Here is a 12,498-nt window from a genome sequence, read left to right as displayed (position 1 = left end):
AGGTGGCGTGGTGTATAACGGTGTGGCTTTCCGTGTGTGGAGTGTTGTTCCATGGAAGCCAGCCAACGTCTTCGGTAAGGAGGAACACGCGGATGCGTAGTCGGCGGTCGTCCGCCCTGGGTGGGCTTGTGCTCGGACTGTGCGCAGTGGTCGTGGTCCTGATGCCCTTGCGCGGTAACTCCGCGCCCACCGAGCTCCCGCGCCGTGGCGGTACGCTGGTGGTCGGCATCTGGCAGGAGCCCGTCACGCTCTTATGGCCGCAGCACGCCACCCCGTACGCGATGTCGATGATGGTGATGACGACCATCAACGATCCGCTGATCGCCGTGGACGATCAGAATCGCTTCGTCCCGCGGCTGCTGCGGGAAGTGCCGACGCGGGACAACGGCGGCATTGCCCTGGATGGAATGACGTACACGCTGAAGCTACGTCCCGGCCTGCGCTGGCATGACGGGCAGCCGGTGACGCTGCGGGACTTCGCATTCACCTGGCGGTGGATCACCGATCCGGGAAGTGGCGCTGTCTACCGTCGCGGCTGGGACAGCATCACTAGCGTCGACGTGGCCGCCGACGGGCTAACGGCCACTGTGCGTCTCAAGAACCTGTACGTGCCGTTCCTCGAAAACGTACTTGCGCATGGTTTCTTGCTCCCCGAGCACGTGCTGACGCGCACTGCGCCGCGGGAGTTTGCACGTCGGCCGGTCGGCACCGGGCCCTTCCGGTTCGTCGAGTGGCTTTCTGGTTCCCACATTACGGTCGAGCGCAATCCAGCGTACTGGCAGCAGGGGAAGCCGTACTTGGACCGCATCGTGTTCAAGGTCGTGCCGGATCGTGCTGTGATGCTGGCGCAGGCCCAGACGGCGGAGGTACAGATAGGTATCAACTTCTCCGAGGCGCAGTTGGGTGATTTGGAGCGGCTGCGCGATGTGCGCCTCGTCAACGTCTTCCCAGCGACACTGGAACGGTGGCTGTTCAATCTGAACGACCCACGGGATCTCAGCCAACCGCATCCAATCTTTGCAGACGTGAGGGCGCGGCAGGCAGTGGTCTTTGCCACCGACCGCGTCACGATGATCAAGACGATTCTGCGGGGGGCAACCACCGAGGCCGTCAACATGCTGCAAAACACGCCGTGGTTTGCTAAGGACCTCAAGCCGTACCCGGTGGATCCCGCACGGGCTCGGGAGCTGCTGGACCGTGCGGGGTGGCGGTTGGGACCTGATGGTATTCGGGTCAAGGAGGGGGTGCGGTTCAGCTTCGTCCATTCAACCACCGCCGGCGATCCGACGCGTGAGGCGATGCAGGTTGTCATGCAGCAGAACCTCCGCGAGGTTGGCATCGAGATGCGTATCCAGAACTACCCGCCGCCGCGATTTTTCGGATCATGGGCGACCGGTGCCGTGCTCTATCGTCGCCAGTGGGACATGGCCGGGCATGCGAACGGGCTGACGGGGCTCGATCCCGACCTGTACACCTGGTGGCACTCGAGCCAGATACCTTCAGAGCGCCGGCCAACAGGGTTTAATTTCACTGGCTTCTGGACTCCCTCGTTGGACCGGGTGCTGGAGGAACTCAACGAGACGCCCGATCCAAAACGGCGACGTGCGCTGCTGGATCGCGCACAACGCATGGTCTACAACAGCTACGCCCTGATGCCGATGTTTAACCGCATCCTCATCAACTCGGTCCACCATCGGGTGCGCGGACTGCGGCCCAGCAACCCGCAGGCGTTCGTGGGGCTGTTCTGGAACAGTGAGGAGTGGTGGATGACGCGCTAGCGGTTCTGAGCCCGCGCGGGGCTACGCTCCCAGCTCCCGCGCCCGCTCCGTCGCCCGCCGGACCGCCTCGATCACCGCCGGCTTGAACCCGCGTGCCTCCAGCACCGCCAGCGCGGCGCGGGTGGTTCCGCCGGGGGAGGTGACGCGGTGGCGCAGGTCGGCCGGATCGGCGCCCGTGTCGCGCACGAGCCGGGCGGCACCCAGCACGGTCTGCAGGGCCAGGGCGCGGGCGGGCTCGGGCGGGATGCCCACGGCGACGGCTGCCTCGATGAGCGCCTCGAGGAGCAGGTAGACGTAGGCGGGGCCGCTGCCCGAGACGGCCGTCACGGCGTTCATCCACTCCTCGCTGACCTCGACCGTCTCGCCCACGAGGTCGAAGAGCGCCCGGGCCTGCGCCCGGTGTTCGTCGCGGACGTGCCGGCCGCAGGCGATCGCGGTGGCGCCCGCGCGGACCGCCATGGGCAGGTTGGGCATGGCTCGGATGACGGGTGCGCCGTCGACGTAGCGCTCGACCGCCGCGGTCGGGACGCCGGCGAGCACGGTGATCAGCATGTGACCAGTGGTCACGGCCGGTGCCAGGTCCCGCATGGCCTCGTGGAGATCCTGGGGCTTCATGGCCAGGATCAGGACCGAGGCGGCACGGCAGAGCGCGGCCTTGTCCCGCACGGGCACGACGCTCCACTGGCGCTGCAGGGCCTCGAGGCGATCCAGCCGGCTGCGCGTGGTGACCAGGAGCCGGTCGCCCGCCACGCCGGCCATGCGGAGCCCCCGGATCAGGGCTTCCGTGAAGTTGCCGGCGCCCACGAACCCGATCGTCGCGTTCATCACCCTCACCGTCCTGCCGAAAACAACATGCGCCCCTCCGCCAAGGGCGGAGGGGCGTCCGCGGTACCACCTCGGTTCGCGGGCGGCTGCGGCTTGACAGCACGCCCGCGCACTCGGCGTGCGATCTCGGGCACGACCCGGCGGCCTTTGCGCGAGAACGATCTCGGCCGCAGCTCTGGAGGTGGGTTCGCCGGCGGCACCGACGCCGGGCTCACACCGTCCCCGGCTCGCTTCCGCCGCGCCCGCCGCTACTGGCCTCCGTCATCGCCAGTACCCGGTGCATGGAAGCGTAGCACGCGCGCGCAGCGGGATCAAGCAGCGGGCGCTGTTGCGCGGGTCGTCCCCGTGTCTGCGCTCAGGCCGCCGTGGCGTGCGTGTAGTAGCAGACGCCGTCTCGGCGCTCGACGACCAGGCGGCCCTCCGCGTCGAGCAGATCAAGGTGGCCCGTCACCTCGGAGATGGCCAGGTAGAGCTGGCGGGGGTCCAGGGTGGGGAACCACGTGGCGATCAAGTCACGCACGGTCCACCGCCGCCCGGTCAGGAGCGCGGCCAGGGCGTCCTTGCGCGCCTGGTGGTGGCGGATGAGCTCCAGGGCGCGGGCCGCCGGTGCCTGGAGCGGTGAGCCATGGCCCGGGTACGCCACTGCGGGGCGCAGGGCGGCCACGCGGCGCAGCGACCGCAGGTAGGCCGGCAGCGTGCGCAGCCGCTGGCCGGTGGCGTCGAACTCGACGACCGGGTTCGGGCTGACCTCCTCCAGCAGGAGGTCACCGGCGATCAGGCTGTGTCCGTCCCACAGGCAGATGTGGCCCTGCGCGTGGCCTGGCGTGTGCAGCACCTCGAGGGTGCCATCGCCCAGCGGCAGCCGGTCCCCGTCGTCCACCAGGTCTGTGGGCGTCACGCGATCGAGGTGGTGGCGGTAACTGCGCATGACCTCGAGCCACCGGTCGGCTACATCGGCCTCGAACCCGGCTTCCCTGATGAAGACGCGGGCGGGCTCGACGAACGCGCGGTCGGCGGTCAGCTTGGGGACCTCGGCGGGGTGGGCGTAGATGCGGGCGTTGCTCGCGGCGGCCACCGTGGCGGCCAGCCCGAAGTGGTCCAGGTGGCCGTGGGTCAGGATCAGGCGCTCGATCGCCTCAAGGCCCATCCCCGCGGCGGCCAGGCCCTGGCGCAGCGCATCCAGCGCCTCGGGGGTCTTGGGTCCGCAGTCGACCAGGGTGACCGGCGGCCCGGGCAGCAGGTAGGCGTTTACAGCCCCGACAGGAAACGGGGTGGGCAGGGGGATCGGCGTGATGCGCACGACGCTGCGGCATTTCGGCAGGGGGGCTGTCGTTCCCCTGCGGTCCACGGGCGCGGGGGCGTGGGCGTGTCGATGTCGCCGGCAGCACCGGGTCTGCGAGCCGCAGGGGCACGCGGCGGCCCCGGCGTGGGCGCATCCCCGGGGCCTGCGCCCATGGGCGCGGGGCGGTGTTCACTGTTGCAAGAGGAATGCCCAGGATCCTATACTCTCCCTGCAACTGCGTGGTGTTTGGCCGGAACCGGAAGCGACCCGCGACGGGGGTGGAGACAGATGGGCGACGACGCACGCTGGATCCGTATCGACGACGGTCGCTGGCGCCGGGTCACCCGGCGTGACCTGCTGAAGCTCACGGCCGCCGGCGCCGTCGGGCTGGGCCTGGGCAGCGCGGCCCGCCTGACCGGGCCCTACATCGTGCACGCACAGCCCCGCACGCTCCGCATCATGACCTGGAGCCACTTCGTGCCGGCGTTCGACCGGTGGTTCGACCCCTTCGCGCGGGCCTGGGGCGAGAGCAAGGGCATCCAGGTCACGGTCGACCACATCTCGTTCGCCGACATCGTGCCCCGGGCCAACGCGCAGGTGGCGGCGCAGCAGGGCCACGACCTGTTCTTCTTCCTGGCGCCGCCCGCGGCGTTCGAGCCGCAGGTGCTCGACCTCTCCGACGTCGTGGCGGAGGCGGAACGGCGCTACGGCCCCATCCACCCGCTGGCGAAGAAGAGCACCTACAACGCCCGCACCCGCAAGTACTTCGGGTTCTCGGACAACTGGGTGCCCGACCCCGGCGACTACCTCAAGAGCGTGTGGGCGGGCATCGGCATGGTGAACGGGCCGCGGACCTGGGACGACCTGCTGACCGCGGGGCGCGAGATCCGCAGGAAGTTCCCCCAGATCCAGATCCCCATCGGCATCGGCCTGTCGCAGGACATCGACTCGAACATGGCCACCCGGGCCATGCTGTGGTCGTTCGGGGCCTCGATCCAGGATGCCGAGGAGAACGTCGTCCTCAACTCCGAGGAGACCATTCAGGCCGTCGAGTTCGCCACGCGGCTCTTCCGCGAGGCGATGACCCCGGCGGTGCTGAGCTGGAACGCGGCGTCCAACAACCAGGCCCTGGAGGCCGGCCAGACGGCCTACATCCTCAACTCGATCTCCGCCTACCGCTCGGCCCAGGACCGCAACCTGCCCACGGCGCCCGACATCTTCTTCGTGCCGGCGTTGCGCGGGCCCAGGGCGGCGTGGGCCAGCGAGCACGTCATGGGCGTGTGGGTGATCTGGCGGTTCTCGCGCAGCCCCGACCACGCCAAGGAGTTCCTGCTCCACCTGCTGGACAACTACCGCGACGCCGTCATGGCCAGCAAGCTCTACAACTTCCCGTCGTTCATGGGCTCGGTGGCGGACCGCACCGTGCCGGTGGCGCAGAAGCCCGACGCCGGACGCCAGTGGCTGCGTCGCCAGGTGTTCCGCGATCCGTTTGGCTCCATTCCGCCGGACAAGCTGAAGGTGCTGGCGGATGCCGAGAAGTGGTCCACCAACGTGGGCCATCCGGGACCGGCCAATGCCGCCGAGGGCGAGATCTTCGACACCTACGTGATCACCGACATGTTCGCCAAGGCGGCCACGGGCCAGCTGACCGCCAAGCAGGCCGTGGAGGAGGCGCACCGTCGCTGTCTGCAGATCTTCGAGAAGTGGCGGCGCGCCGGACTGGTCGGCGGTGGCAGCCGCGATCGCAAGGTGTAGTGTAGGGGGCATGCGAGGGGCGCCCGCCGCAGGCGGGCGCCCCCACGTGCGGCCCTGCAGGGTGCGGAGCACGTCGTGAGCCAGACCGCCTATGTCGAAACCCGCGGGCTGCGCAAGCACTTCGGGGAGGTGCGCGCGGTCGACGGCGTCGACCTCACCGTCTTCGAGGGCGAACTGCTGGTGCTGCTGGGGCCCTCGGGGTGCGGGAAGACCACCCTGATGCGGATGATCGCAGGCCTGGAGGTGCCCACCGCCGGCGAGATCTACATCGGCGGGCAGTTGATGGATGCCGACGTCCCGCCGCGGGCCCGAGGCATCGCCATGGTCTTCCAGAGCTACGCCCTCTACCCGCACAAGACCGCCTTCCAGAACATCGCGTTCCCCCTGGAGGCGCTGCGCACCCCGCCGGCCACCATCCGGGAGCGGGTGCATGAGGCGGCCAGGAAGTTCGGGCTCCAGCACCTGCTGCCGCGGCGGCCCCGGCAGCTCTCGGGCGGCGAGCGTCAGCGGGTGGCGCTCTCCCGGGCGGTGGTGCGCGACCCCAAGGTCTTCCTCTTCGACGAGCCACTGTCCAACCTCGACGCGCAGCTCCGCGCTATCGCCCGCTACGAGCTCAAGGAGTTCCAGCGCCAAATCGGGACCACCACCATCTACGTCACCCACGACCAGGTGGAGGCCATGGGCCTGGGCGACCGCATCGCCGTCATGGACAAGGGGAAGATCCGGCAGATCGGCACGCCCCAGGCGGTCTACGACTACCCGGCGGACGTGTTCGTGGCCACCTTCCTGGGCTCGCCGCCCATGAACCTGGTCGAGTGGACCGACGGCACGCTGCTGGGGTTCCGACCGGAGGCCTTCCTGCCGCGGGAGGCGGTGCCGCCCGGCGAGGACGTGGAGTCCTTCCGGTTCCGGGTGCGCCAGATCGAGCACCTGGGGGCGTCTCGGCTGCTCTACGGGGCCCTGGAGGACCGTCCGGCAGCCGAGCGGACGGTCATCGCCGACCTGCCGGCGACCGTCACCGTGGCCATCGCCGAGGGCGAGGTCTACCCCTTCGTGGTGCCGCGACGCGCGCTGCGCTACTTCGACGCCCGCACGGGGCTGGCCCGTACCCGTGGCCCTGCCTAGCGGCGCCCGCGCGCTGCCCGCACCGGCCGCTGTCGCGCGACGCACCCTGGCCGACCGCGACGACGTGCTGGCGCGGCTGCTGCTGGCGCCGGCCCTCGTCTACGTTATCGCGCTGGTGGGCGTGCCGTTTGTGTTGGCCATCGTCCTCAGCTTCTCGTCGGCCACCGCGGGCAGCCTGGAGCTCTCCTGGGTCGGCCTGCGGAACTTCCTGGCGATCCTGCCCGACCCGCAGTTTCACCGTGCGCTGTGGAACACGCTGATCTTCACGCTGGTCTCGCAGGCGCTCGTCATCGTCCTGGCGGTGACCGCGGCGCACGTGCTGCAGGCCGCTTTCCTCGGCCGGCGCGCCGTGCGCTTCCTGCTGCTGTTGCCCTGGGCAGCGCCCGTGTCGCTGGCGACCATGGCGTGGACGTGGATCTTCGACTCGACGTTCAGCGTGGTCAACTGGACCCTGCGGTTCCTGCGGCTCACCCAGGACTGGTACTACTGGTTCGGGGACCCCACCCTGGCCATGATCGCCATCATCACCGTCCACGTCTGGCGCATGTTCCCCTTCGCCACGGTGGTGACGCTGGCCGGGCTGACGGCACTGCCCCACGAGATCACCGAGGCGGCGGTGGTCGACGGCGCGAGCTTCTGGCGCCGGCTGCTGGAGATCAACCTGCCGCTGCTGTTGCCCATCGTGACGGTCGCGGTGCTCTTCGGGGTGGTGTTCACGTCGACCGATCTGGGGGTGGTCTACCTGCTCACCCGCGGCGGCCCCTACAACAGCACCCACGTGCTGGCGAGCCTGGCGTTCCAGCGGGGCATCCTGGGCGCCAACCTGGGCCAGGGCGCCGCCGTGGCGCTGTTCCTGCTGCCCGTTCTGGTGGTCGTCGCGGCGGGCATGCTGCGGACGGCGCGACGCGCCGAGGTGGGGACGTGACGCCGCCACGCGCGCGGGCGTACCGCTGCGAGACCGCGACGTGGCCACGGCCGGCGCAGGTGGAGGGAGCTCCATGAGACGCCGGCGCCGTCTGGGCCGTGCCGTCCGCCGCGCCGCGCTCTACCTGGCGGCGGCCGCCTTCACCGTCTTCGCCGTCTTCCCCTTCTACTGGATGTTCCTGACCACGTTCAAGCAGGACCGGGACCTCTACGTCGGCGGCACGGTGATGACCCACATCCCGTGGATCTTCAACCTCCCCCCGACGCTGGACCACGTGACCCTGCTGCTGCGGCAGACGCTCTACCTGGTCTGGGTGCGCAACACCGTGCTGGTCGGCCTGGTGGTGGTAGCGATCACCCTGGTGCTGGCGGCCCCCGCCGGGTACAGCCTGGCCCGGCTCACCGGCCGGTGGGGCGAGCGGCTCAGCATCGGGATCTTCCTGACCTACCTGGTCCCGCCCACGCTGCTGTTCATCCCCTTCTCGCGCCTGATCGCCGTGCTGGGGTTGCAGAACTCGCTGTGGGCGCTGGTGCTGGTCTACCCGACGTTCACCGTGCCGTTCTGCACCTGGCTGATGGCGGGGTTCTTCCGGTCGATCCCGCGCGACATCGAGGAACAGGGGATGATCGACGGGTACAGCCGCCTGGCGGTCGCCGGCCGCGTGGTGCTGCCACTGGCGGTTTCGGGCCTGCTCACCATCGCCATCTTCGCCTTCACCCAGGTCATGCAGGACTTCGTCTACGCGCTGACGTTCATCAGTTCGGTCGACCGCATGACCGTCAGCCTGGGCGTGCCCGTGGCCCTGGTGCGGGGAGACGTCTTCTACTGGGGCTCGCTGATGGCGGCCTGTCTGTTCACCAGCGTCCCCATCGCCGTGGTCTACAACCTGGTGATCGACCGCTTCATCGCAGGGCTGACGGCGGGGGCCGTGAAGGGCTGAGCCCATGCGACCGTGGCAGCCCACCGGCGTGCGCGTGCTGCCCCGGGTCGAGTGGGTCGAGGTCGAGGCCCGGTCGGTCCTCAACCGCGTCGAGGGCATGCCCTTCCGCTGGTCGATCAACCCCTACCGCGGCTGCCAGCACCAGTGCGTGTTCTGCTACGCCCGGCGCACCCACTGGTTCCTGGACCAGGACGGCGTGCAGGACTGGGGGGCCCGGATCTTCGTCAAGGTCAACGCGCCCGAGGTGCTGCGCCGGGAACTGGCGCACCCTGCGTGGACCCGCGAGGAGGTCCACATCGGCACCGCCACCGACCCGTACCAGCCGGCCGAGGGCGCCTACCGGCTCACCCGGCGGATCCTGGAGGTGCTGCGCGACTTCCACACGCCGGCCTGCATCGTGACCCGGTCCACCATGGTCGTCCGCGACCTCGACGTGCTGCGCCAGCTGGCGTGCGGTCCGGGGGTGACGGTCTGCGTCAGCATCGCCACGCTGGACGTGGCGCTGGCGCGCCAGCTCGAGCCCGATGTGCCGCCGCCGGAGGGCCGGCTGGCGGCGCTGCGGACGCTGGCCGAGGCCGCCGTGCCGGTCGGCGTCCTGCTGGCGCCGGTGCTCCCGGGGCTCACCGACGCGCCGGCGCAGCTCGCGGCGGTAGTCGAGGCGGCGCGCGCGCACGGGGCCCGCTGGCTGTGGACCAACACGCTGCACCTGGGCGACGTCACGCGCCAGGCCTTCTTCGCCTACCTGGAACGGTGGCACCCGGAGCTGGTGGAGGAGTACGCGGCGCTCTACCGGGGGAAGTACGCGCCCCGAGCCTACCAGCGACGGGTCCAGGCCGTCGTGGCGGCGGTCAAGCGCCGGGCGGGGTTCGATGATGGGCCTGCCGCGGACAGAGCGCGTCCGCGCGCCGCGGGCGCTCCGTCCGGCGCGGTGGAGCCCCCCGCAGACGACGTCCACCCGACGCCGACGACGTGTCCCGTGGCCACCCAAATCGCGCTGTTCTGAGGACACAGGCGCCAGTCAGACCGCCGTCATCCCGCCGTCCACGACGACGACCTGTCCCGTGATGTAGCCGGCCGACGGCGCTACCAGCGCCAGGACGATGCCCAGCAGGTCGGCGGGCTCGCCGACGCGGCCGACCGGGATCCGGTCGACCAAGCGCTGCCCCGCGCGGGTGATCACCACGTCCGCCATGCGGGTGTGCACGAATCCCGGTGCCAGGGCGTTGACGGTGATGCCGTACGGCGCCCATTCGACCGCCAGCTGGCGCGTGTAGGCGATGACGGCACCCTTGCTGGCGGCGTAGCCCGAGATGGGCGCGATCTCCGGGGCTGAGGCCTGGAGGCCCGCCACCGACGCCACGTTGAGGATCCGCCCGTACCGCCGGGCGATCATCCCGCGCCCCACCGCCTGGCTCACCAGGAACGTGCCGGTGGCGTTGGCCTCCATCACCTCGCGCCAGCGCTCCAGGGGCATCGCCTCGGCCGGCGCGCCCCAGGTGCGGCCCGCGGCGTTCACCAGGATCGTCAGGTCGCCCACCGCCTGCTGCGCGGCGTCCACCGCGCGGGCCACCTGGTCAGGGTCGGCCACGTCGGCGGCGATGCCCGCGCACGGCACGCCCGCCGCGCGCAACGCCTGCTCGGCGGGCTGCAGCCACTCGGAGCGGCGCGCGAGGATCGCGACCCGCGCGCCGGCTTCGCCCAGCGCCCGGGCGATTTCGAACCCGATGCCCCGCGAGCCGCCGGTGACCAGGGCGGCGTGGCCGTGGAGGTCGAAGAGCCGCTCGAGAATTCCGGCCATGGCGCAGTCGCCTGCGAGTATTCCGTCCAGCCCCCCTTGCGCCCTGCCGGGGGCACGACGGGCACGGTCAGGTGTGCCCGTGTCCAGCCGTAGGTGGTGTGGACGACGCTGCGCGCGGCCGGCGGCGCGTCGGGGCACGGGCGCAGGGCGGCCGCGGCAGGAGGCCGGCCCCGGCGGTGCTAACATGGAAGCGTGGCCGCGCAGCAGGACGCGGCGGCGGCTGCAGGTGGCATATGACGGTGACCCTGGCACCGCCCACGGTCTCCCTCGAGACGGTCCCGGGCCTCTTCTTCGCCCAGGCGGCCCGCCGCGGGCGCGCGGTGGCGTTGCGGCGCAAGCGCTACGGCATCTGGCAGCGCATCACCTGGGAGGAGTACGCGGCCCAGGTGCGCCTGGTGGCGCACGCGCTGCTCGCCCTGGGCGTGCAGCGCGGCGAGCGCGTCGGGCTCATCGGTGAGAACCGGCCCGAGTGGCTGTTCGCCGACCTGGCCATTCAGAGCGTTGGGGCCATCACGACAGGCATCTACACCACCAGCAGCCCCGAGCAGGTGCACTACATCCTCGACCACGCTGGGTGCCGCGTCTTCATCGTCGAGGGCGAGGAGCAACTCGACAAGGCCCTCGAGGTCCGCAGCCGGCTACCGGTGCTGGAGCACATCGTCGTGATGGACCCCGAGGGCCTGCGCGGGTTCCAGGACCCCCAGGTGCTCCTGTGGGACCAGTTCCTGGCCCTGGGCGCAGAGCACGCCCGGCGCGCGCCTACCGCCGTCGACGAGCGCCTGGCCCAGATCGCGCCCGAGGACGTCGCGGTGCTGATCTACACCTCAGGGACCACCGGCCCGCCCAAGGGCGCGATGCTCACGCACCGCAACATCACGTGGACCACGGCGGCGATCGACGCCGCCACGCCGGTCCGGGCCGACGACGAGGTGCTGTCCTACCTGCCGCTGGCCCACATCGCCGAGCGGCAGTTCTCGGTCTTCCTCCCGGCGCGGTGGGGCTACACCGTGAACTTCGTCGAGAACACCGATACGGTGCTGGAGAACCTCAGGGAGGTCGCGCCCACGGTCTTCTTCGGGGTGCCCCGGGTGTGGGAGAAGCTCTACTCGGGCGTCTCCCTGCGGATGCAGGAGAACGACGCGGTCAAGCGCACGGCCTACCGGGTGGCGCTGGCCGTCGCCCGCGCGGCGGTGCAGCGGCGACTGGCGCGCCAGCCGGTGCCCGCCTGGCTGCGCGCCGCGGCCGGGGTGGCCGATCGCCTGGTGCTGGCGCCCCTGCGCCGCCGGCTGGGGCTGCACCGGATCCGGCTGGCCTACTCGGCGGGCGCCCCGATCGCCCCGGAGCTGCTGGCGTACTTCTGGACGATCGGCGTCCCCGTGCGGGAGATCTACGGGCAGACCGAGGACTGCGGCCCCACCACGATGGTGCAGGGCGACGACATCCGGCTGGGCACCGTGGGCAAACCGCTGCCCGGCGTGGAGGTGCGGATCGCGCCCGACGGCGAGATCCTGGTGCGGGGGCCCAACGTCTTCGCGGGCTACTTCCGCGACCCGGCGGCGACCGCGGCCGCCCTGGTCGACGGCTGGCTGCACTCCGGCGACGTGGGGGAGCTGGACGCCGACGGTTTCCTGCGCATCACCGACCGCAAGAAGGACCTGTTCATCACCGCGGGCGGCAAGAACATCGCGCCCCAGTACATCGAGAACAAGCTCAAGGCCAGCCCGTACATCAACGACGCCGTGGTGATCGGCGACGGGCGTCGCTACTGCACCGCGCTGATCGTCATCGACGAGGAGAACGTGACGACGTGGGCGCAGGACCGCCGCGTGCCGTTCACGACCTACGCCGACCTGGCGGCCCGGCCGGAGGTCTACGACCTGATCAAGGCCGAGGTGGCCGCGGTGAACCGGACCCTGTCCTCGCCCGAGCAGATCAAGCGGTTCGCGATCCTCCCCCGGCGGCTGCACGCCGAGGAAGGCGACGTGACGCCCACCCTGAAGGTCAAGCGCAAGGCGATCATGGAGAAGTACGCCGACGTGATCGCCGCGCTGTACCGCGACTGACCGGCGC

The 12,498-nt window shown here is 70.7% G+C and carries 10 protein-coding genes; 7 read left to right on the top strand and 3 right to left on the bottom strand.

The window, feature by feature from the left end; genetic code table 11:
- Positions 1 to 146: 146 nt before the first annotated feature.
- Positions 147 to 1,778 carry a peptide ABC transporter substrate-binding protein gene (locus QN157_04120; protein MDR7554773.1) on the top strand — a complete coding sequence of 544 codons (1,632 nt, stop codon included), beginning with the start codon at positions 147 to 149 and terminating at the stop codon, positions 1,776 to 1,778.
- A 21-nt stretch (positions 1,779 to 1,799) separates the two neighbouring features.
- Here the strand turns inward: QN157_04120 and proC are convergent, their stop codons facing one another.
- On the bottom strand, positions 1,800 to 2,603 hold the full coding sequence (gene proC / locus QN157_04115) for a pyrroline-5-carboxylate reductase (protein ID MDR7554772.1): 804 nt from the start codon (positions 2,601 to 2,603) through the stop codon (positions 1,800 to 1,802).
- A gap of 355 nt (positions 2,604 to 2,958) precedes the next feature.
- Positions 2,959 to 3,903 (bottom strand): MBL fold metallo-hydrolase, encoded by a 945-nt coding sequence (locus tag QN157_04110; protein MDR7554771.1) that lies wholly within the window; start codon positions 3,901 to 3,903, stop codon positions 2,959 to 2,961.
- A 270-nt stretch (positions 3,904 to 4,173) separates the two neighbouring features.
- Between QN157_04110 and QN157_04105 the strand changes: the two genes are divergently transcribed.
- From QN157_04105 to QN157_04085, 5 genes are all read left to right on the top strand, one after another.
- The gene (locus QN157_04105; GenBank protein ID MDR7554770.1) at positions 4,174 to 5,640 is read left to right on the top strand and encodes an extracellular solute-binding protein; all 1,467 of its coding nucleotides are present in this window, start codon (positions 4,174 to 4,176) and stop codon (positions 5,638 to 5,640) included.
- Between the two features lie 75 nt (positions 5,641 to 5,715).
- Positions 5,716 to 6,765: an ABC transporter ATP-binding protein gene (locus QN157_04100; protein MDR7554769.1), complete on the top strand. Its 1,050-nt coding sequence runs from the start codon at positions 5,716 to 5,718 to the stop codon at positions 6,763 to 6,765.
- Positions 6,752 to 7,690 carry a sugar ABC transporter permease gene (locus QN157_04095; GenBank protein MDR7554768.1) on the top strand — a complete coding sequence of 313 codons (939 nt, stop codon included), beginning with the start codon at positions 6,752 to 6,754 and terminating at the stop codon, positions 7,688 to 7,690. Before QN157_04100 ends, QN157_04095 begins: the two co-directional genes overlap by 14 nt.
- A 73-nt stretch (positions 7,691 to 7,763) precedes the next feature.
- Entirely contained in the window at positions 7,764 to 8,630 is an 867-nt protein-coding gene (locus QN157_04090) for a carbohydrate ABC transporter permease (protein MDR7554767.1), read from the top strand.
- Between the two features lie 4 nt (positions 8,631 to 8,634).
- Positions 8,635 to 9,633: a radical SAM protein gene (locus tag QN157_04085; GenBank protein MDR7554766.1), complete on the top strand. Its 999-nt coding sequence runs from the start codon at positions 8,635 to 8,637 to the stop codon at positions 9,631 to 9,633.
- 15 nt (positions 9,634 to 9,648) lie between these two features.
- Here QN157_04085 and QN157_04080 read toward each other — a convergent pair whose 3' ends face one another.
- Complete coding sequence (locus QN157_04080) at positions 9,649 to 10,428, bottom strand: SDR family oxidoreductase (GenBank protein MDR7554765.1); 780 nt, start codon at positions 10,426 to 10,428, stop codon at positions 9,649 to 9,651.
- A 233-nt stretch (positions 10,429 to 10,661) separates the two neighbouring features.
- On the opposite strand from QN157_04080, the gene QN157_04075 reads away from it, so the two are divergent.
- Entirely contained in the window at positions 10,662 to 12,491 is a 1,830-nt protein-coding gene (locus QN157_04075) for an AMP-binding protein (GenBank protein MDR7554764.1), read from the top strand.
- The last annotated feature ends 7 nt before the right edge of the window (positions 12,492 to 12,498 follow it).

Source organism: Armatimonadota bacterium, from assembly GCA_031459855.1.
GTDB lineage: Bacteria > Sysuimicrobiota > Sysuimicrobiia > Sysuimicrobiales > Humicultoraceae > Fervidifonticultor > Fervidifonticultor primus.
The sequence above is the reverse complement of the archived record's forward strand: the minus strand, read 5'-3'. Positions and strand labels throughout refer to the sequence as shown.